Source organism: Bradyrhizobium sp. WBAH42, assembly GCF_024585265.1.
In the GTDB taxonomy this organism is placed as follows: Bacteria; Pseudomonadota; Alphaproteobacteria; order Rhizobiales; family Xanthobacteraceae; genus Bradyrhizobium.
On the sequence record NZ_CP036533.1, the window covers coordinates 4579121 to 4599861 of the forward strand.

The following is a 20741-nucleotide window of genomic DNA, read 5'->3' on the forward strand; positions in this document are numbered from 1 at the left end:
GGCTAAGACTTAGCTCAGGACAAGACCTGCAGGGAGAGACGACCATGACCGCCAGCATCGTCGGATGGGCGCATACGCCGTTCGGCAAGTTCGACACTGAAACCGTCGAAAGCCTCGTCACCCGCGTCGCCAATGAGGCGCTCGCCGATGCCGGCATTTCGGCCTCCGACGTCGACGAGATCGTGCTCGGCCACTTCAACGCCGGCTTCTCGCCCCAGGATTTCACCGCGTCGCTGGTGCTGCAGGCCGACCCCAAGCTGCGCTTCAAGCCGGCGACCCGCGTCGAGAACGCCTGCGCCACGGGATCTGCCGCCGTGCACCAGGGCCTGCGCGCGATTGCCGCAGGGGCTGCCAAGATCGTGTTGGTCGTCGGCGTCGAGCAGATGACGCGCACGCCGGGCCCGGAGATCGGCAAGAATCTGCTCAAGGCGTCCTACCTGCCCGAAGACGGCGACACGGTCGGCGGCTTCGCCGGCGTGTTTGGCAAGATCGCCAGCTCCTATTTCCAGAAATATGGCGACCAGTCCGATGCGCTGGCGCTGATCGCGGCCAAGAACCACAAGAACGGCGTCGCCAATCCCTTCGCCCAGATGCGCAAGGACTTTGGCTTCGACTTCTGCCGCGCCGAGAGCGAGAAGAACCCTTACGTCGCCGGCCCCCTGAAGCGCACCGACTGCTCGCTGGTCTCCGACGGTGCCGCCGCCCTGGTGCTGGCCGATGCCGAGACGGCCAAGGGCATGACCAAGTCGATCGGCTTCCGCGCCACCGCGCATGCCCAGGACTTCCTGCCGATGTCCAAGCGCGACATCCTGCAGTTCGAGGGCTGCACCGTAGCCTGGCAGCGCGCGCTGGAGAAGGCCGGTGTCACGCTGTCCGATCTCTCCTTCGTCGAGACCCATGACTGCTTCACGGTTGCCGAGCTGATCGAGTACGAAGCCATGGGCCTGACGCCGAAGGGGCAGGGTGCCCGTGCCATCAAGGAAGGCTGGACGCTGAAGGACGGCAAGCTGCCGGTCAATCCGTCCGGCGGCCTGAAGGCCAAGGGCCATCCGATCGGCGCCACCGGCGTCTCCATGCATGTGATGACCGCGATGCAGCTCGCAGGCCAGGCGCCCGAGGGCATGCAGCTCAAGAACGCCAAGCTCGGCGGCATCTTCAACATGGGCGGGGCGGCCGTCGCCAACTACGTTTCGGTGCTCGAGCCGCTCAAGTAGGCTCTCGTAGGGTGGGCAAGGGCGCGAAAGCGCCATGCCCACCTTTTTCCTTGCGCTAGATCATGGTGGGCACGCTGCGCTTTGCCCACCCTACGGCTCCTGATTGAAAGACGAGACGCGCATCATGAGCAATGCCTACGAAGACTCTCTCTCCCTCGAAGCACTCAACGATCGTATCGCGATCCTCGAGGACAATATCCGCCAGCTCATCGAGCAGGCCGCTGCCGCTTCCGGCGAGCAGAACGAGTCGCGCATCGCCGACCGCATCAACCAGCAGAACGACGAGCTCGAGCGGCTCCTGAAGATCCGGGAATCCCGTCAGAAGAAATAGCGGCCGATGTCGCTCCGCGGCGCATGCCGCCATACGCCGGCCGCCCTTGCGCGCGCGGCGCCACTGCCGTTAGCTGGACCGAAATCGCCGGGCATTTGAGCCCGGCGCAATCGGGAGCGAACGATGGGGCCGCTGAAGGGCATCAAGGTCATCGACATGACCACCGTGCTGATGGGGCCCTATGCGACCCAGATGCTCGGGGACTACGGTGCCGACGTCATCAAGGTGGAGTCGCTGGACGGCGACGTCACCCGTCTGATCGGACCGATGCGTCACGCCGGCATGGGTCCGGTGTTCCTCAACACCAACCGCAGCAAGCGCTCGATCTGCCTCGATCTGAAGAAGCCTGCGGGGCGCGAAGCCGTGCTGCGGCTTCTGAAGGACGCCGACGTCTTGGTCTACAACGTCCGCCCGCAGGCCATGGCGCGGCTGCAGCTCGGCTACGACGTCGTCTCCGCCATCAACCCGCGCCTCGTCTATGCCGGCGTGTTCGGCTTCGGCCAGGACGGCCCTTATGCTGCAAAACCCGCTTACGACGACCTGATCCAGGGCGCCACCGCGTTGCCGGCGCTGATGGCGCAGACCGGGGACGGCGTGCCGCGCTATGTGCCGAACGCGCTCGTGGACCGCATCGTTGGCATCACCGCGGTCGGCGCGATCTGCGCCAGCCTTGTGCACCGCGACCGCACCGGCCGCGGCCAGCGCGTCGACATTCCGATGTTCGAGACCATGGCCGGCTTCGTCATGGGCGATCACATGGGCGGGCTGACCTATGAGCCGCCGCTCGACAAGGGCGGCTATGCCCGCCATCTCTCGCGCGACCGCAGGCCGTACAAGACCTCTGACGGCTATCTCAGCGTCATCGTCTACAACGACAAGCAATGGGAGAATTTTTTCAAGGCCACGGGACGCGACGACCTGCGCGCCGATCCCAAATTTGCAACCTTTGCCGGCCGCGCCGCCAATATCGACATCGTCTATGCCGAGCTCGCCCGCATCTTCGAGACGCGCACCACGGCGGAGTGGATCGATCTGCTGACGAAGGCCGACGTGCCGGTCATGCCGATGCACGATCTCGCCTCGATCCTGCACGACGAGCATCTGGAGGCGACCGGCTTCTTCCCGGTGGTCACTCATCCGACCGAAGGCCCGATCCGCAGCATGAAGGTGACGGCGACCTGGTCGGAGACAGAGGCAGAGCCGGTACGCCTGGCGCCGCGGCTCAACGAGCACGGCGCCGAGATCTTGCGCGAGATCGGATACTCGGCCGACGAGATCGCCGCCATGGTGCGCGGCGGCGTTACGCGCGGAGCGCCGGAGTAGGGGGAAGGTATGGCGCGCAATCTCTCATCCGTCATTCCGGGGCGCGACGAAGTCGCGAGCTCTGGTGCGCAGTTGCGCACCTGAGAATCCATAACCACGATCGGGAGTATGGATTCTCAGGTGCGCAACTGCGCACCAGGGCTCGCGCCAAGGGGCGCGCCCCGGAATGACAGAGGAGAAGGCCCGCCATGAGCTTCATCACCGGCGTCGGCCTCACATCTTTCGGCAAGCACGAGGGCTCCTCCTCGCTGGACCTGATGAGCAAGGCCGCCCAACTTGCGCTCGACGATGCCGGCCTCAAGCGTACCGACATCGACGGCATCCTCTGCGGCTATTCCACCGTCTCCCCGCACATCATGCTCGCCACCGTCTTCGCCGAGCATTTTGGCATCCGCCCGTCCTACGCCCACGCCGTGCAGGTCGGTGGCGCCACCGGCCTCGCCATGACCATGCTCGCCCATCATCTCGTGGAAGCAGGCGTCGCAAAACACGTGCTCGTCGTCGCCGGCGAGAACCGGCTCACCGGGCAGAGCCGCGATGCCTCGATCCAGGCGCTGGCGCAGGTTGGTCATCCCGACTACGAGGTGCCGCTGGGACCGACCATCCCGGCCTATTACGGCCTGGTCGCCACGCGCTACATGCACGAATACGGCGTGACCGAAGAGGACCTCGCGGAGTTTGCGGTGCTGATGCGTGCTCACGCTTGCAGCCATTCCGGCGCGCAATTCCACGATCCCATCACGGTCGCCGACGTCATGGCCTCGAAACCGGTGGCGCTGCCGCTCAAGCTGCTCGATTGCTGCCCGGTCTCCGACGGCGGCGCGGCCTTCGTCGTCAGCCGCGAGCGGACGGGCGAGGCCGGCGTGCGAATCCGCGGCTGCGCCCAGGCGCACACGCATCAGCATGTCACGGCAGCGCCCGTCCTCAGCGAGCTCGGCGCCGAGATATCCATCGCCCGCGCGAAGCAGGCCACGGGTCTGGCGATTTCCGACGTGCGCTATGCCGCGATCTACGACAGCTTTACGATCACGCTCGCGATGCTGCTGGAAGACCTCGGGCTCGCCGGCCGCGGCGAGGCGGCCGCGCGCGTGCGCGCCGGCCTTTTCGGCCGCGACGGCGCGATGCCGCTGAACACCCATGGCGGCCTGCTCAGTTACGGCCATTGTGGCGTCGGCGGCGCCATGGCGCACCTGGTCGAGGCGCATTTGCAGATGACGGGGCGGGCGGCGACCCGCCAGGTGCGCGATGCCTCGATCGCGCTGCTGCATGGCGACGGCGGCGTGCTGTCGTCTCACGTGAGCATGTTCCTGGAGCGGGTGCGATGAGCGAGCGTGTGGCGGACTGGACCACGGGCGAAGAGGCCATCACCTACCAGACCTGTGTCTCATGCGGGCATGTACAGTATTTCTACCGCGCCTTCTGCGCGGCTTGTGGCGAAGCGGACCCGCGCGAGGCGCGCGCCAGCGGCAAGGGCAGGGTGTACGCGACCTCGCTGGTCTGCCGCGCGGCAACGCCGGAAATGCGCGCGCACGTGCCTTACAATATCCTGTTGGTCGATTGCGCCGAGGGTTTTCGCATGATGGCCCATGGCGAGAACGACCTCGCCATTGGCGATTCGGTCGTTGCGTGCTTCAAGCCCTTTGCCGGCAGGCTGGTGCCGTTCTTCGCCAAACAAAAATAGTGGGATTCGTCATTCGAGGGCGGTCATACGACCGAGCCTGGAACGGGTATTCTGGGCTTGGCTTGCTAGGGCCGCGCGTTGCGCGGTCCAGGGAGAGCCACCCCGGAATGACGAAAACTCTTAAAACGCGAACTAACGCCCGTAGAACAAGATGCTGGCGATGACGAGCATCGCCGTCACCGCCAGCATATGCGCGAGCGCTCCCGAGGCCGCCCCCTTGGTGGCTTCCTTCATGCCGTTTTCTCCCTAGACTTGGGCGTGACTCATCGTGGCGCGGTTAGCGCACACGACGGCCAATTGTTTTTACTCGGAACACCCCTTGCGAGTATCCGCCGCGATTTGTCCCCACGCGGCGAATATCGACTGTGTCAGGGTCGATCAGCAATGCGGCGGCAATTTGACTCGATGATGTTGCTCCTGCGTCCACCCGCGAATAGAGTCTGCGGAAACCTGCGCCGATGGCGACAAGAAGCATCAAAAGATCAGGGAAAACTTCAGGAAAATCATGGCCCGCATTCAGTACAGCGACCCGTCCAAGGCATCCGACCGCACCCGCGAAATCCTCGACAAGAACCGTCATGCCAACATCTTCCGGATGATGGCGCATTCGCCGAGCTACTTTGAGCAATATTGCCGCCTCGGCGGCGCCATCCGCCACAAGGGCGAGCTCGATCCGATCGTGCGCGAGCTTGCGATCACCCGCACCGGCATCCTGTGCGAGGCACCCTATGAGATCGTCGCGCATAAGCGCATCGGCAAAAATGTCGGCGTCACCGACGAGCAGAACGAGGCGCTCGAGAACTGGCAGGCCGCATCCTGCTTCAACGAGGTGCAGCGCGCCGCGCTCGCCTTCACCGACGAGATCGTGAATCTTAAGAAGCCGACGGATGCGACCTTCAGGGCGATCGCATCGAAGCTGACGCCAGCCGCGCTGGTCGAGCTCCAGCTCTCGGTCGGCTTCTACATCATGACGTCAAAGTTCCTGGAGACCTTCGAGATCGATCTTCAGCCCGTCACCGAAGTGGTGGGCTGAATCGACGCAAGCGGCGGGGAATGCCGATGACGATCGATGAATATGCGGCCTGGGCCGCAACCATTGCCAAAGTCGAAGAGCATCCGTCCAACGAGCGGCTGTCCTACCTCGGCCTCGGCCTTGCCGGTGAGGCGGGCGAAGTCGCCGAGCACATCAAGAAGCTCTTGCGTGACGATTGGCTCGACAAGGCGGGTCTCGTCGAAGAGCTCGGCGATGTCGTCTACTATTGGGCCTGCCTGTGCGCCGCCACCGGCCAGCAGCCATCGGCGCTGCTCGATGCCAGTGCCGCCAAGATCAAGCGACGTATCAGCGAAGCCGCGAGCCGGTAAGCGTGAGCTGGGAACTCCGGCGTCATGGCCGGGCTTGTCCCGGCCATCCACGTCTTGCCAAGCGGTACGCAGAACGTGGATGCCCGGGACAAGCCCGGGCATGACGACTTCTTGGGGAGCAACGTCGGCGTTCATTACGTCGAGGTCAGAATATCCACCTTGGCGTTGGCGACGATCAGGCGGTCGGCCAGGAGCTGGGCCAGGTTGCGCATGATACATTCGCTGGCGCGGGGGTGCTGCTTGCGGAAGCGCTCGAAATCCTTCAGCGGCACCTCGCAGGCCGTCGCGGCCATGTCGGCGAACACGTCGGCGGAGCGGGTCTGCTCCAGCAGCGCCATCTCGCCGAACGCCATGCCGGCGGTGAGCGTCGCCAGCCTGACGCCGTCGGGCAGCGTGACATGCACGGCGCCGCTGCGCAGGAAGTAAAGGGCATCGGCGGGTTCGCCGGCCGTGAGAATCTTCGCGCCGGATTGATAGGTCCTGATGGTGCAGAGCGAGGCGAGATCGGTCAGCTCTTCCTCGCTCAGCCCGGTCAACAGGGGCTGCTCGGCAAGCTCGGTGGTCTCGTGAAAATCGATCGAGCCGCCGTAGCGATAGACGATCTGGTCTTCGGCCCATTCGATCGCCGTGTCGAGCAAATAGAAGTCGCGGACGTTCTTCAGCTCGGCGGTCCATTCCCGCAAGCTGTTCCATTCCTTGGAGGCGCGCCGGACGCCTGACAGCACGACGGTCACGTTCAGTGCCGCAAGCTCCTCGAACGCTTCGGCCACCAGCCGTGCGCCGGCGCGTGTAGTTGAGGTCACGCGGTGGAGATCGAAGATCACGAATTGCGGCCGCGGTCGTCCGGCAAGCCGGCGCGAGACGTAATCGACCGCCGACAGCGACAGCGTGCCGACCAGCTCGATGATCCGCACCTCCTGCTCGTGGGCCGCCAGGATCTCGCGCTCCTGCGGGCGGCGCACGCGGCGAGAGGGGCTCCTGCCGATATCGTAATCCGCGATGACGGCGTTGCGCGCGTCGTCGCTGCGGTTGAGCATGTGCAGGTCGTAGTGCGATGACAGCGCCTCGCAGACCTTGATGCCGCGCACGCTGTTGCCGTGCTTGTCGAGCTTCGGTGAATAGCTGCCGAGGCCGAGGCGGGCAGGGAGCGCCGCCAGGATGCCGCCGCCGACGCCGCTCTTGGCGGGGATGCCGATGCGGTAGATCCATTCGCCGGCATAGTCGTACATGCCCGAGGACGTCATCACGGAAAGGGTACGCGAGATCGCGTAAGCGCTCAGCACCTGCTCGCCGGTGACGGGATTGATGCCGCGATTGGCGAGCGTCGCCGCCATCACCGCGATGTCGCGCGCGGTGACCAGCACGGCGCATTGGCGGAAATAGACGTCGAGCACGCCCGCGACATTGTCCGAGATCACCGCGTTGGTCTTGAGCAGATAGCCGATGGCTCGGTTACGGTCGCCGGTCTGGCTTTCGGAAGCATAGACCGCTTCGTCGACAGAGAGATCGCGTCCCGCAAAACGGCTGAGCGCAAGGCGGATCTGCTCGAAAGCGTCGGTACCCTTGCTGTCGTAGATCAGCCCGGTGCAGGCGATCGCGCCGGCATTGACCATCGGATTGAACGGATGGTTCTCGGAATTCAGCCGGATCGAGTTGAAGGGATCGCCGGAGGGCTCGACGCCGATCGCGCCTTCGACCTTGCCGGCGCCGAGCAGGTCCAGCGCCAGCGCGAACACGAAGGGCTTCGACATCGACTGGATGGTGAAGGGCACCCGGCTGTCGCCGACTTCATAGACGTGGCCGTCCAGCGTCGCCAGGCTGATGCCGAAATAGGCAGGATCGGCCTTGCCGAGCTCGGGGATGTAATCGGCGACATGGCCTGACGTCTCGGCCGAGAATTCGCTAAGGCAATTGTCCAGAAACCGCAGCAAGGGCGGCTTCGAACGGGTCCAGGCGGTGGCGAGAGGCGAGAGCGGTTTCATCGCCTCCCTTGTGCAACGCAATCAGGGCACGCGCAACCCGTCCGGCATCACAGGCTGGCGCCGGACCAGGAGAAGCGCGATCAGGATCGTCGGCAGCAGGATGCCAAGGCCCAGCAGCGTCACCTGCATCTGCGACAACGGCATGATGCCGCCGCCGGGTGTGGCGACCACGAAGCCGCCGATCACGAGCAGCACGCGGATCGGCCATTCCAGCATCCCGGCGCGGCGCAAGTCGCCGACGAAGGACTGGTAGCCCTGGATGCCGCCGCAGATGAAGAGGATGCCGAAACAGGCAAGTCCCGTGAGTCCAAGCGCCTCCAGATAAGGATTGCTGCCCTGGAGCAGCAGCGCCGGGTTGAGCACGAAGAAGAACGGGATGAAGTAGATGATGCTGCCCACCCACATGCTCTCCCAGCCCGTCTTCATCGCCGGCGCACCGGCGATGCCGGCCGCGGCGAAAGAGGCGATCGCCACCGGCGGGGTGATCGAGGACAGCATGCCCCAGTAGAAGATGAACATGTGCACCGCCATCTTGTTCAGCCCGAGCTTCTCCAGTGCGGGCGCGACCAGGATGGCGAGGAAGATGTAGCAGGAGGTCGTGGTCAGCCCGAGCCCGAGGATCAGGCTGGTGATTGCGCACATGATCAGCAGCAGGAAGGCATCGCCGCCCGCGATGCTGAGCAAATCGTTGGCAAGGCTCGCGATCACGCCGGTCAGCGAGAAGGCGCCGATCAACAGGCCGCAGCCGGCGAGGATCGCGATCAGCTCGACGAACGTCTTGCCGTTGAGCTCGAGGAATTGCAACCAGCGCGCGCCGCCCCAATTCTTGCCGGGGAAGAATTCGTTCAGCGCCGCCAGCAGGCACATGCCCCACAGCGCAGCGTTGAGCACGCCATACCAGAACATTGCGGCCGTCGCCGCGATCGAGCCGGCGAGGACGAGCGTGTTTCCGAGCTTCCAGCGCGCCGGACCCGACCATTGGTGCAGGATCACCAGCAGCACGGAGGCATAGAACGGCGCATGGCTCTCGCGCTTGAAGTAGAGCAGCATCACCACGAGCACGACGATCACGAAGAGATAGTACCAGCCCTCCTTGAACGCATCCCAGAACCGCGGCAGCTCGGCGCGCGGCAGGCCCTTCAGCTTGTGGCGGGCGGCATAGGCGTCGACCTGCGCGAACAGGCCGACATAATAGAGGATCGAGGGAATGGTCGCGGCGAGCGCGACGTCGGCATAGCCTGTGTTCATGAACTGCGCCATGACGAAAGCCGTGGCGCCCAGCACCGGTGGCGCCAGCACCGCGCCGGTCGAGGCACAGGCCTCGATCGCGCCGGAATAGGACGGCGTGAAGCCGGTCTTCTTCATCGCGGGGATCGTCATCGTGCCGGCGGTCAGCACGTTGGAGACGATGCTGCCGCCGACGGTGCCGAGCAGGCCGGATGCGAACACACAGACCTTTGCCGCGCCGCCGCGGAAGGTGCCGCACATCGCGAACGCGATATTGATGAAGAATTTTCCGGCGCCCGTCATCATCAGCGCGGTGCCGAACACCAAAAAGCCGATCACGGTATCGGCGAAGGCCTGAATGGGAATGCCGAGCAGGCTCTCGCCGGAGAGCATGTGATAGGAGGTCGTCTGCTGCAGCGTCGATTGCGTGCCGCGGAACGGCCCGAGCCAGCTCGAATCCGCAAACAGCGGATAGAGCGTGAAGGGCAGCACGCTGAGCAGCAGGCTCCAGCCGCCGGTGCGCCGCAGCGCCTCCATCAGCACGAACCACATCACGAGCCCGGCCGCGATGACGTTGGTGGGCGCGCCGTCGAACTCCCAGCCGAGCTGCGCCGCCTTGCGGATATTGAGCATCAGCCAGATCGCCGAGCCGAAGGTCGCCGCGAACAGCGCAAGGTCATGCCAGGGGATGCGGTCGAGCGGCGCCTTGTCCGACCCCGGGAAGATCAGGAAGGTGAACGGCAGCATCAACGCGATCAACAGATAGAAATATTCGGTGTTGAGCTGGGTGTAGTCGATGAAGAACCGCAGCGAGAATTGCTGGTTCACACACAACAGAATGGTGGCCGCCGTGGCCGCCATCAGCACCCAGCGCCACGCGCCCTTCAGGGTGCGCACGCGCGTGACCTCAGCCTCCTGCAAGTCAGCGGCGGCGCCGAGATGCGGATCTGCGAATTCGACGCGCCTGGCTTCGTCCTGGGGGCCGCTGGAGATTGAAGCAGACATGATCGATCCCGGACGTGGGCTGCAAAGTCGCGACTAGGCGAACGATTGTTGGTTGAAGCGGTCGCGCCGCAGGCTCCTCAACCTCTCCCGCGTGCGGGAGAGGTTGGCGCGCAGCGCCGGGTGAGGGCTTTCTCCTCTGGGGGAATCCCACCGTGGAGACACCCTTTCCCCAACCCTCTCTCGCACGCGGGAGAAGGAGCGCACTTCTAGCGGGGCAGCGATCAAGCCCGACAGCATCTCGCTCTATTCCTCGAACCCATTCGGCTTGCCGGCTTTCGCCAGCGCCGCGGCGCGGGCCTTCATCCAGCCGTCGAGGAACGCCTTGTCGTCCGACGGCGGATTGGACTTGCCGTATTCGGTCCAGGCTGCGCCGAGCACTTCCTGGCGCTTGATCAGCTGGTTGTTGTGCGCCTCCTGCGCATCGCTCCATTGTCCGGCTTCCTTCAGCGCTTTCACCGCACCGGGATGCACCGGCACCACCCAGTTCTTGGTCTGGCGGTCGGCCGCGAGCCCGCCGGCGCCGGGCGCGGAATCCTTGTAGGCGTCGTAGTTGACGATCATCGCCTTGGTGATGGCGTAGACCTGGTCGGCCGGTTGCGAGGCATAGGCGACGAAGATCGGGTAGGGATAATTGCCAAGCTCGACCGGCTTCTCCGGCGAGATGCCGGCGCCGCAGGTGGCAAGCTGCGGGAAGAAGAACGAGCCGACCTTCTGCATCCGCGCCCAGCCTTCCTTGTCCTTGGCGGGCAGCGGCGGCCAGATCAGCCCGCGCGGCGAGGTCTCGGCCTCCTTGGCCGGACCGGTGATGGTGGTGCCGAAGGCGGCATCGACGTCGTTGTTGATCAGGCCCTTCCACATCGCCCCGTAGCTCGCGAACTCGACGGCCTTGACGTCGTTCTTGGTCAGCCCGGCGAAGGCGAGCACCGCGAGCGAGTTCTGGTTCAGCGCAGGCGAGCCGACCACGAAGCCGACGCGCTTGCCCTTGAGGTCCTTCAGCTCCTTCACGCCGGTGTCGGCGGCGACCGCGAGCGAGCCGCAATTGCAGTCGACGGACGAGAGCAGGATCTGCAGCGGCTGCGGCCCCCATTCCTTCGAGCCGAACTCGAACACGCCTTCCTGCGCGAAATAGGTGCCCGATCCCATCGCTGCGGAAGCCGCGCGCTTGGCGCGCAGCGGCGCGAGGCGGGCAACGTCGTTGCCTGCGGGCAGCACGCGCACGTCGGTGCCGTATTTGTCCTTCATCATCTTGCCGACACCGACCGCGATGTTGAAGCCGGCGGTGCCGGTGTCATAGGCGGTGAACGTCAATGTCGCCGGCAGCTTGGTGTCTTCGGCAAACGAATAGCGTGTAGACGCAAAAGAAATGCCCGCCACCAAGGCAGGTGCGAGCACGAGCAGCCCACGAAGCATGTTTCCCTCCAATGATCCTCGCTTTGGCGCGAGGATTTTCGTTCTTTGTTTGAAACAACGTTTTGTTTGAAACCGATCATGTCACCGCGATCAAGCGATGGCAACGCCGCACCGCGCACGCAGGATAGCGACTGACAGATTGTCGCGGAAACGAACGGACAACGTGTTTAACTCGCGACGATCGCGATCGCCTGTCCCTCGGCAACGACGTCGTCGACCTTGACCAGAAGCGATGTGATCGTGCCGTTCGCGGGTGAGGGCACCGGGATCTCCATCTTCATCGCTTCGACCACCACAACGTCATCGCCATCCGCGACGGTTCCTCCAACTTGCACGGGAGTTGCGCAGATGCGTCCCGCGACCTCCGTGACGATCTTAATTTCTGGCATGCCATCGCCTTTTTGTTGTCGTCGCAAAATGCCTGAGGTAGCGTCGTCTGCAAGTGGAATTTAATTCCGCAGAGCGGAACATAACGGTAGGGATCATGGGACGACGTTCGGAGCGGTTGAGCAGGCAAGGTGCGCTCGCTGGTGAAGCCGGTGAGGGTGATGTGATCCAGGTGGTGTCGCGCGCGTTCGACGTGTTGCGATGCTTCGAGGGCCACGAGGCGCGACTCGGCAATCTCGAGATTTCAAATCGCTGCGGTCTGCCGCGCTCGACGGTTTCGCGGCTCACGCACACGCTGACCCGCATGGGTCAGCTCGTGTATCTCCCGCGCGATCAGAAGTATCGCATCGGCCCGAGCGCGGTGGCGATGAGCGCATCGATGATGAAGGGCGCGCAGCTGCGCAGCATGATTCGCCAGCGGCTGCAGGAAGTCGCCGAGCAGCTGCCGGGCACGGTCGGATTCGTCGTCCCCGACCGCTTCCATCTCGTCTATCTCCAATTCGCGCGTTCGCCGACCGCGCTCGGCTTGCACGAAGGCACCGGCAGCCGCATCTCGATGGCCTCGACCGCCGCAGGCGCGGCCTACACCGCGGCCCTGGCGCCGGAAGTCGGCGATGCCTTCGTCGCAGACATGGAGCGCGAAGCTCCCGAGGCTGCCAAGATTCTCAAGCCCCGCATCGAGGCCAACCGGCAGATGTTGCGCGAGCGCGGCTATGTCGTGGCCTGCGGCCTCTGGAGCCCGCACATCAACGGCCTCGCGGTGCCGATCTGGTCGCCGCAGTACCAGACCTTCGTCGTCATCACGATCGGCCTTCTGTCGGCGATGTATGACGAGCAGCGTCTGCACGACGAAGTCGCGCCGCTGATGCTCCAGCTTGGCCGCTCGCTCGGCAGCCTGATGGAAGGGGCGGAAGGCGACGCCTTCAACAACCGTATCTCGCGTAAGCCGGTCGCCATGGCCGTGCACAACAATAACAAGCCGATCCATTCGGAGGGAGTGAATGAACTGGAAGCCGGAACTCGACGAGCTCGCCCGGCGCGAAGCCTTCGCGCGGGAGATGGGCGGCGTTGACAAGGTCAAGCGACAGCATGACCAGGGCCGGCTGACTGTTCGGGAGCGTATCGACAAGCTGATCGACAAAGGCAGCTTTCACGAGATCGGTGCCGTCTCCGGCATCGGCGAGTACGATTCCAGCGGCGATCTGAAGAAGCTCACGCCGGCCAATTGCGTGTTCGGCCGAGCGCGCGTCGACGGCCGCACCGTGGTCGTGGTCGGCGACGACTTCACCGTGCGCGGCGGCTCGGCCGATGCGTCGATCTCGGCCAAGCCGCTCATGGCGGAGGAGATGGCGCACGATTTCCGCCTGCCCATCGTCCGCATCATCGAGGGCTCCGGCGGCGGCGGCTCGGTCAAGACCATCGAGACCAAGGGCGCGGCCAATCTGCCGGGCGGCATTGGCGGCACCCGCTGGTATCGCTTCACGACGGAGAACCTCTCGCGCGTGCCGGTGGTCGCGCTCGGCCTCGGCTCGGTGGCGGGCTTGGGGGCCGCGCGTCTTGCCGCCAGCCACTATTCCATCATGACGCGGAAGTCCGCGATGTTCGTCGCAGGCCCGCCGGTGGTGAAGGCGCTGGGACAGGATCTTACCAAGGAGGAGCTCGGCGGCGCCGACATCCAGACCCGCGCCGGCGCGGTCGATCACGCCGTCGACACCGAAGAAGAAGCGTTCGCCTGCGCGCGGCGCTTCCTCTCCTACCTGCCGTCATCGGTCTACGAGCTGCCGCCGACCTTGCCCTGCACCGACAACCCCGAGCGTAGCGACGAAGCGTTGATGAACGCGGTGCCGCGCAACCGCAAGCAGGTCTACAAGATGCGGCCCATCATCGAGTCCGTCGTCGACAAGGGCTCGTTCTTCGAGGTCGGGAAGAACTTCGGCAAGCCGATCATCGTGGGCCTCGCGCGGCTCGAGGGCCGGGCGGTGCTGCTGCTCGCCAGCGACAGCTTCCACTATGGCGGCTCCTGGACGGCCGATGCCTGCCAGAAGGTGGTGCGCTGGGTCGACTTCGCCGAGACCTTCCACCTGCCGGTGGTCTATCTCATGGACTGCCCGGGCTTCATGATCGGTCTCGATGCGGAGAAGGCGGCCACCATCCGCCACGGCGTGCGCGCCATGGCGGCGGTGAACCAGACCACCGTGCCCTGGTGTACCGTGATCCTGCGCAATGCCTTCGGCGTTGCCGGCGTCGTGCATCAGCCGGCAGACCGCTTCTCGATCCGCTACGCATGGCCGTCGGCCTATTGGGGCTCGCTCCCGCTCGAAGGCGGCATCGAAGCCGCCTACCGCGCCGACATCGACGCCGCCGAGGACAAGGCGGCCAAGCTGAAGGAGATCGAGGAGCGCCTCAACAAGCTCCGCTCGCCGTTCCGCTCGGCCGAAAAATTCTGGGTCGAGGAGATCATTGATCCCAGGAAGACGCGTGCGCTGTTGTGCGAGTTCGCCCGCCTCGCCGAGCCGCTACGCAAAGTGGGGCCGCCGGAGAACATGACGATCCGGCCGTAGCATTGATCCGAATTGGTTGCATGCCGCGAGCTTGACGCGCTGATCGAGCATTCGTGCGCTGCGAGTTAATCATCCCCAGCGCTACGTGTAGGCTATGAAATCTTGCAGTTGTTGCGCGCAAGCGCAACCACTTTCAGCCGCTGTTTAGGCCCATTTCAGCCAAACTGTTATTGGTTTCTCGTTGCCCGGGGCAGGGTCTCTCATTTGGAGTCCTGCAATGTTCAAGCGAGTATTTTCTGCGTGCGTCTTCGTTGCCTTGGGTTCTGTCGCTTCGGAAGCGCGCCCTTATCGAACTCATCAAGCTCCTGAATGCAACGTCACCATGCCCTGCGACTTCTCGTTTTCGCAGACGCGACGCGAGCGGGCTTCCAGGCCCTCACTGGCTTCCAGATCTTCGCCGGTTTCCAGCCCCACGCTGCAAGCGTACCGCTCCGCACAACTGACAGTGACTGATGCTGGGGGCACGACCACGCCGGCGACGGTCTCCGGTGCTCACGGCGCTCGCGTCGTCGGCGGCCGTCCGGCCGGTTGCCCTTCCTCGTTCTGCGGCTGCGGCGCGGCTCTGCGCGTGTTCGGCCGCATCGTGCCGGAATTGAATCTTGCGTCCAACTGGCTCCGCTTTCCCAGGACATCACCCGCACCGGGAATGGTTGCTGCGCGACGAGGACACGTTTTCGTCCTTGAGCAGCACCTCGGAGGCGACGTCTGGATGGCCTATGACGCCAACTCGGGCGGGCGCACGACGCGAATCCACGCGCGCTCGTTGCGAGGGTACACGGTTGTCAATCCGCGCGGCGGCTCGGTAGCTTGAGGACAGCGGATAGCATTCCGGGAATCGCGGGCGGGTCGCAACATCTTTGCGACCCGCCAACGCCGAACCAATTGTTGGCGCCGGGCTCGCACTCGATCACAGCCGGAGCACCTTGCCGGGATTCATGATGTTCTCAGGATCGAGCGCGCGTTTGATGCTGCGCATGATGTCGAGCTCGGTCTTGGAGCGGTAGTGGCTGAGCTCGTCGAGCTTGTCGATCCCGATGCCGTGCTCCGCCGAGATCGAGCCGCCCATGGAGGTGACGAGATCGTTCACGGCCCGCGTGATGGCGGCCGTGTATTGGTTCAGCGTCTGCTGGTCCATGCCCTTCGGCCCCATGAACGAAAAGTGCAGATTGCCGTCGCCGATGTGCCCGAGCGGATAGGGCCGGATGGTCGGGAGAATGTCGAGCACGGCCCTGAGGCCCTTGTCGATGAACTCCGGAATCCTGGAGATCGCAACCGACACGTCGAAACTGATCCCCGGTCCTTCGGCGCGGGAGGCCTCCGCCATGGCTTCTCGGATGCGCCACATGTTGCGCGATTGAGCGAATGTGTGCGCGATCGTCGCATCCAGCACGCGGCAGGCTTCGAGTTGATCGGCGAGAAACTGCTCCATCTTGCCGGACATGCCCTCGGTTCCGTCCTGGCGCGGGCGCGCCGACGACCATTCCAGCAGCAGATACCAGGGCGTGTCCGCCTTCAGCGGATCCTGCGTGCCGGGAATGTGGCGCAGGGAAAGGTCAATGGCGGCCCGGCTGAGCAGCTCGCAGGAGCCGACATTGTCCTCGGATGCCGCGTGCGCCTCGGACAGGATCTCCAGCGCCGCGCGGGGATCGCGCACCGCCAGCCACGCCGTGCAGACGTCCTTTGGCGCCGGCCACAGCTTGAGCACGGCCTTGGTGATGATGCCCAGCGTCCCCTCGGCGCCCATGAACAGGTGCTTGAGGTCGTAACCGGTGTTGTCCTTCTTGAGCGCGCGCAATCCGTCCCAGACCTCGCCGCTCGGCAGCACGACCTCGAGCCCCAGCACGAGGTTGCGGGCATTGCCGTAGCGCAGCACCTGCACGCCGCCGGCGTTGGTGGAGAGATTGCCGCCGATCATGCAGGAGCCCTGAGCACCGAGGCTGAGCGGCAGGAAGCGGTCGTGCTGGCTTGCGGTCTCCTGAAGCGTCTGCAACACGCAGCCGGCCTCGACCGTCATCGAATAGCCGACGGGATCGACCTCCAGCACGCGGTTCATGCGGCCGAGCGACAGCACGATGCCGGTGTGCGCAGGCCAGGGCGTCGCCCCGCCCATCAGGCCGGTGTTGCCGCCCTGCGGCACGATCGCGACGCCGTGCTCATGGCAGAGCCGGACCACTTTCGAGACCTCCTCGGTGCTCCCAGGACGAACGACGGCGCCGGCGCTGCCGACCAGCAATCCCCGCCAATCCGTCACGAACGGGTGCTTGCCGTGCTCGTCCTCGATCAGGCCCTTCTCGCCGACGATCGCGCGCAACGCATCGCGCATCTCGGCGGTCAAGGGGGCGGTTGGGATGGCGGGTGGGGACGACGGGAAGGCAGCCGGCATTTGTTTCCTCTGGCGCATCTTGGTGTGCACTGCGCACGGTGACGTGCAGAGGGCATTGTCCACGTTTGGCGCGAGGAGTCTAACGGGAATGTGGCCGAGCGCGTCTTGCGGATGGTGACGCCGCCGGGTCCGGCGTCACCATCACGATCGGGTCGTCAGCCGGCTTCAGGCCGTCGCCGGCTGCAGTTTCGGCTGCCGCGACAGCGCCAGCACGATCAAGGCCGCGAACACGCAGAGCGCACCGGCGATGAAGAAGGCGGGCAGGTAGCTCTGGTAGACCGTGCGCGAGAAGCCTGCGCCGAACGCCGCGGTGCCGGCGCCGAGCTGATGGCCGGCGAAGATCCAGCCGAACACCAGATTGGCGCGCTCGGGCCCGAACTTTTGCGCAGTGAGCCGCACCGTCGGCGGCACCGTTGCGATCCAGTCGAGACCATAGAACATCGCGAAGACCGAGAGGCCGTAGAACGAGAAATCGCTGAACGGCAGGAAGATCAGCGAGAGCCCGCGCAGGCCGTAGTACCAGAACAGGAGCCAGCGGTTGTCGTAGCGGTCCGACAGCCAGCCCGACATGATCGTGCCGAAGAAATCGAAGATGCCCATCGCGGCGAGCAGGCTCGCCGCCTGCACCTGCGGGATGCCGAAATCGAGGCACATCGGGATCAGGTGCACCTGCACGAGGCCGTTGGTGGAGGCGCCGCAGACGAAGAAGGTCGCGAACAGGATCCAGAACGCCATCGATGTCGAGGCGTCGCGCAACGTGCCGAGCGCAACGCCCGTGATCGAGCCGTGGCTGAGCGGCGGCGCGGGCAGCGGCTCGGTGCCTTCGTCGCCGAACGGCCGCAGCCCGACGTCGCTGGGGCGGTCGCGCATCGCGAGCAGCACGGCCAGGGCGGAAACGCCGAGCATGATACAGACGAAGCCGAGCGCGAGCCGCCAGCCGAAACGTTCGGTGAGGCTTGCGAGCAGCGGCAGGAACACGAGCTGGCCGGTGGCGACGCTCGCGGTCACAATGCCGACGACGAGGCCGCGCCTTGCCGCGAACCAGCGCGTGGCGATGGTCGCGCCGAGCACCAAGGCCGTCATGCCGGTGCCGATCCCGATCACCACGCCCCAGAGAGCAATGAGCTGCCAGACCTCGGTCATGCCGAGCGAGAGCACGAGCGCCGAGACCACGATCAGCTGAGCGGCCAGCGTGACGTTGCGCAGGCCATAGCGGTTGAGCAGGGCGGCCGCGAACGGCGCCATCAGCCCGAACAGGATGAAGCGGATCGACAACGCGGAGGAAATCTCCGCCGTGCTCCAGCCGAACTCCTTCTGCAGGGGCACGATGAACACGCCGGGCGCGCCCACCGTGCCGGCGCTGATCAGCGCGGCGAGAAATGTCACGCCGACCATCACCCAGCCGTAATGGATGTTGCGGCGGGACAGTGCTGCCGCGAGCCAGTTCGAGATCATCGGGCCTCAATTTGGTTGGCGGGCCCCAGAGAGACCCGCATCATCGTTGCAATCTGGCACAGACAAGGAAAGTCTAAAATGCCAGACTTCCCTCAATTTCGGACATTGGCGGTCAGCGAGCTGACCGTTCGACTGCGATTGCGGTGGCTTCGCCGCCGCCAATGCACAGCGCCGCGATACCGCGCTTGAGGTTGTTGGCCTCCAGCGCATGCAGCAGCGTCACGATCAGCCGCGCCCCGGTGGCGCCGATCGGGTGGCCCAGAGCGCAGGCGCCGCCGTTGATGTTGAGCTTCTCGCGGGGAATGCCGAGATCGCGCTGCGCCGCCATCGCCACCACGGCGAAGGCCTCGTTGATCTCGAACAGGTCGACGTCGGAGGCAGCCCAGCCGACCTTGTCCAGGAGCTTGCGGATCGCCGGGATCGGCGCCGTGGTGAACCATTGCGGCTCCTGGCTGTGGGTGGCGTGGCCCTTGATCTCGGCGAGAACGGGCAGGCCGCCCCGATCTGCAAGCGAGCGCTTGGTCAGAACCAGCGCGGCGGCGCCGTCGGCATTGGCGGAGGAGGCGGCCGGCGTGATCGTGCCGTTGGCGCGGAATGCCGGTTTCAATCCGGGGATCTTGGCGGGGTCGACCTTCAGCGGATGCTCGTCGTTGGCGATCACGCGCGGTCCGGCCTTTTCGGTCAGCGTGATCGGCGCGATCTCAGCCTTGAATGCGCCGCCCTCGACGGCCTTGCGGGCGCGGCTCAGCGTCTCGATCGCATAGGCGTCCTGGTCCTTGCGAGTGAACTGGTAAGCCTCCGCCGTGGCCTCGCCGAAATCGCCCATGGACCGGCCGGTCTCGTAGGCGTCCTCCAGGCCGTCCATCATCATGTGGTCGATGATGCGGTCATGGCCGACGCGATAGCCGCCGCGCGCCTTGGCCAGCAGGTAGGGCGCGTTGCTCATGCTCTCCATGCCGCCGGAGACGACGATGTCGGCCGAGCCGGCGCGGATGATGTCGTGCGCCAGCATGGTCGCTTTCATGCCGGAGCCGCAGACCTTGTTGACGGTGGTGGCACCGGTCGCGTCAGGCAGACCCGCGCTGCGCGCCGCCTGCCGCGCCGGCGCCTGGCCCTGACCGGCCGGCAGCACGCAGCCCATGAAGACCTCGTCGACCTTCTCGGGCGCAAGCTTGGCGCGCTCCAGCGCCGCACCGATCACGTGTGAGCCGAGCTGGTGCGCGGGGAGCGGCGACAATTCGCCCATGAAGCGGCCGAGCGGGGTACGTGCGGCGGAGACGATGACGACGGGATCGGCGGCTTCGGCCATGATGGGCTCCCTGGCGATGATAGGTAAGATGACGATCATCATATGATGCGGCGCAAAAAATGCAACCGCGGCAGGGATGAGAAAATGTCGTGGGCCGGATGAGATTTGGTCGTTCGATCGGGAAGGTGTCAATCGACCGTACACTGTCATCACCCGCGAAGGCGGGTGATCCAGTATTCCACAGACGACGCGGTTAGAACCGAGAAGGCGCGGCGTACTGGATGCCCCGCCTTCGCGGGGCATGACACCGGTATCGAAGCGTTTACCGCTTCCGGTTCACAAACGCGCCCATCAACCGCGTTGGCTCATCCGTCAGGAACGACTCGCCGAACACTTTCACGCTCAAATTCACCGACTCGGTCAGAGGCAGCTCTTCCCACTGCCGCAGCAGCGCCTTCTGCGACCGCAGCGCCTCGGCGCCGCATTCGAGCAAGGCCTTCACCAGGTGCTCGATCTCCGCATCCAGCCCGCCCTCCGGCGCGACCTTGTCGATCAGCCCCCAGGCGAGCGCAGTGGCTGCATCTATGTTCTCCGCCGTCATCACCAGCCAGCGCGCGCGGGCCCAGCCGATCAGGCGCGGCAACAGCGCGGCGTGAATCACCGAGGGGATGCCGACGCGCACCTCGGGCATGCCGAAATGGGCGTCGTGCGCGGCGATGCGGAAGTCGCAGGCCGCTGCCACTTCGAGCCCGCCGCCGAGGCACCACCCCGGCATGCGTGCGATGACCGGAGCCGGGAACTGGCGCACCGCCTCGCAGAGATCGCGCAGGCGGCTGATGAAGGCTTCCGCGGATCTCTGGTCGAGCCCGGCCATCTCCTTGATGTCGGCCCCGCCGATCAGGCTCTTCTCGCTCTGGCCGCGCAGCACCACGACGCGGATGCTGCGGTCGGAGCTTAGCTGCTGCAGGCCTTCGCGCACGGCGTCGGTCACCGGCGAGCCGAGAATGTTGAGCGGGCCGGCGTTGCAGATGGCGACGTGAACGACGCCGCGCGCATCGCGCGTCACGCCGCAGTGGTTGTTGAGCATTTCCATCGTGGAGTCTCGAGGTTTCGTGGACATGCGCAAGGTGCGCCGGTCGGGATCACTTCCGGGCCGAAACCCCCGGCTTGT

The 20741-nt window shown here is 65.3% G+C and carries 19 protein-coding genes; 10 read left to right on the forward strand and 9 right to left on the reverse strand.

Annotated elements, in window-relative coordinates; genetic code table 11:
* The first annotated feature begins 44 nt into the window (after positions 1 to 44).
* The 5 genes from DCG74_RS21175 to DCG74_RS21195 all read left to right on the forward strand — a co-directional run bounded on the left by DCG74_RS21175 (position 45) and on the right by DCG74_RS21195 (position 4549).
* Positions 45 to 1214 (forward strand): acetyl-CoA acetyltransferase, encoded by a 1170-nt coding sequence (locus DCG74_RS21175; protein WP_172786327.1) that lies wholly within the window; start codon positions 45 to 47, stop codon positions 1212 to 1214.
* A 124-nt stretch (positions 1215 to 1338) separates the two neighbouring features.
* Complete coding sequence (locus tag DCG74_RS21180; protein ID WP_018645722.1) at positions 1339 to 1545, forward strand: hypothetical protein; 207 nt, start codon at positions 1339 to 1341, stop codon at positions 1543 to 1545.
* 123 nt (positions 1546 to 1668) lie between these two features.
* A complete protein-coding gene (locus DCG74_RS21185) occupies positions 1669 to 2868 on the forward strand; it encodes a CaiB/BaiF CoA-transferase family protein (protein WP_172786328.1) in 1200 nt (399 codons plus the stop codon).
* A 188-nt stretch (positions 2869 to 3056) separates the two neighbouring features.
* Positions 3057 to 4193, forward strand: coding sequence for a thiolase family protein (locus DCG74_RS21190; RefSeq protein WP_172786329.1), 1137 nt, complete (start codon positions 3057 to 3059; stop codon positions 4191 to 4193).
* On the forward strand, positions 4190 to 4549 hold the full coding sequence (locus tag DCG74_RS21195) for a Zn-ribbon domain-containing OB-fold protein (protein ID WP_172786330.1): 360 nt from the start codon (positions 4190 to 4192) through the stop codon (positions 4547 to 4549). Before DCG74_RS21190 ends, DCG74_RS21195 begins: the two co-directional genes overlap by 4 nt.
* Before the next feature lie 277 nt (positions 4550 to 4826).
* On the opposite strand, the gene DCG74_RS21200 is transcribed toward DCG74_RS21195, so the two are convergent.
* A complete protein-coding gene (locus tag DCG74_RS21200; protein WP_172786331.1) occupies positions 4827 to 5024 on the reverse strand; it encodes a hypothetical protein in 198 nt (65 codons plus the stop codon).
* A gap of 30 nt (positions 5025 to 5054) precedes the next feature.
* On the opposite strand from DCG74_RS21200, the gene DCG74_RS21205 reads away from it, so the two are divergent.
* Positions 5055 to 5582: a carboxymuconolactone decarboxylase family protein gene (locus tag DCG74_RS21205; protein WP_172786332.1), complete on the forward strand. Its 528-nt coding sequence runs from the start codon at positions 5055 to 5057 to the stop codon at positions 5580 to 5582.
* Between the two features lie 26 nt (positions 5583 to 5608).
* On the forward strand, positions 5609 to 5911 hold the full coding sequence (locus DCG74_RS21210; protein ID WP_172786333.1) for a nucleoside triphosphate pyrophosphohydrolase family protein: 303 nt from the start codon (positions 5609 to 5611) through the stop codon (positions 5909 to 5911).
* A gap of 134 nt (positions 5912 to 6045) precedes the next feature.
* Here DCG74_RS21210 and glsA read toward each other — a convergent pair whose 3' ends face one another.
* The 4 genes from glsA to DCG74_RS21230 all read right to left on the reverse strand — a co-directional run bounded on the left by glsA (position 6046) and on the right by DCG74_RS21230 (position 11924).
* Complete coding sequence (gene glsA, locus DCG74_RS21215) at positions 6046 to 7893, reverse strand: glutaminase A (protein ID WP_172786334.1); 1848 nt, start codon at positions 7891 to 7893, stop codon at positions 6046 to 6048.
* A gap of 21 nt (positions 7894 to 7914) precedes the next feature.
* Positions 7915 to 10125 carry a TRAP transporter permease gene (locus DCG74_RS21220; RefSeq protein WP_172786335.1) on the reverse strand — a complete coding sequence of 737 codons (2211 nt, stop codon included), beginning with the start codon at positions 10123 to 10125 and terminating at the stop codon, positions 7915 to 7917.
* A 243-nt stretch (positions 10126 to 10368) separates the two neighbouring features.
* Positions 10369 to 11535, reverse strand: coding sequence for a TAXI family TRAP transporter solute-binding subunit (locus tag DCG74_RS21225; RefSeq protein ID WP_172786336.1), 1167 nt, complete (start codon positions 11533 to 11535; stop codon positions 10369 to 10371).
* A gap of 167 nt (positions 11536 to 11702) precedes the next feature.
* Positions 11703 to 11924, reverse strand: coding sequence for a biotin/lipoyl-containing protein (locus DCG74_RS21230; RefSeq protein WP_036001120.1), 222 nt, complete (start codon positions 11922 to 11924; stop codon positions 11703 to 11705).
* Positions 11925 to 12019: 95 nt separating this feature from the next.
* On the opposite strand from DCG74_RS21230, the gene DCG74_RS21235 reads away from it, so the two are divergent.
* From DCG74_RS21235 to DCG74_RS21245, 3 genes are all read left to right on the forward strand, one after another.
* Positions 12020 to 12994, forward strand: a complete 975-nt coding sequence (locus tag DCG74_RS21235; protein ID WP_172786337.1) for an IclR family transcriptional regulator — start codon at positions 12020 to 12022, stop codon at positions 12992 to 12994.
* Positions 12924 to 14483 (forward strand): acyl-CoA carboxylase subunit beta, encoded by a 1560-nt coding sequence (locus DCG74_RS21240; RefSeq protein ID WP_172786338.1) that lies wholly within the window; start codon positions 12924 to 12926, stop codon positions 14481 to 14483. Before DCG74_RS21235 ends, DCG74_RS21240 begins: the two co-directional genes overlap by 71 nt.
* 217 nt (positions 14484 to 14700) lie before the next feature.
* Entirely contained in the window at positions 14701 to 15294 is a 594-nt protein-coding gene (locus tag DCG74_RS21245) for a hypothetical protein (protein WP_172786339.1), read from the forward strand.
* A gap of 96 nt (positions 15295 to 15390) precedes the next feature.
* On the opposite strand, the gene DCG74_RS21250 is transcribed toward DCG74_RS21245, so the two are convergent.
* The 4 genes from DCG74_RS21250 to DCG74_RS21265 all read right to left on the reverse strand — a co-directional run bounded on the left by DCG74_RS21250 (position 15391) and on the right by DCG74_RS21265 (position 20663).
* Positions 15391 to 16866, reverse strand: a complete 1476-nt coding sequence (locus DCG74_RS21250; protein ID WP_172786340.1) for an FAD-binding oxidoreductase — start codon at positions 16864 to 16866, stop codon at positions 15391 to 15393.
* 165 nt (positions 16867 to 17031) lie between these two features.
* On the reverse strand, positions 17032 to 18321 hold the full coding sequence (locus DCG74_RS21255; protein WP_172786341.1) for an MFS transporter: 1290 nt from the start codon (positions 18319 to 18321) through the stop codon (positions 17032 to 17034).
* A 112-nt stretch (positions 18322 to 18433) separates the two neighbouring features.
* Positions 18434 to 19630 (reverse strand): acetyl-CoA C-acyltransferase, encoded by a 1197-nt coding sequence (locus DCG74_RS21260; RefSeq protein WP_172786342.1) that lies wholly within the window; start codon positions 19628 to 19630, stop codon positions 18434 to 18436.
* Positions 19631 to 19892: 262 nt separating this feature from the next.
* Positions 19893 to 20663 carry an enoyl-CoA hydratase gene (locus tag DCG74_RS21265; protein ID WP_172786343.1) on the reverse strand — a complete coding sequence of 257 codons (771 nt, stop codon included), beginning with the start codon at positions 20661 to 20663 and terminating at the stop codon, positions 19893 to 19895.
* Positions 20664 to 20741 lie beyond the last annotated feature (78 nt).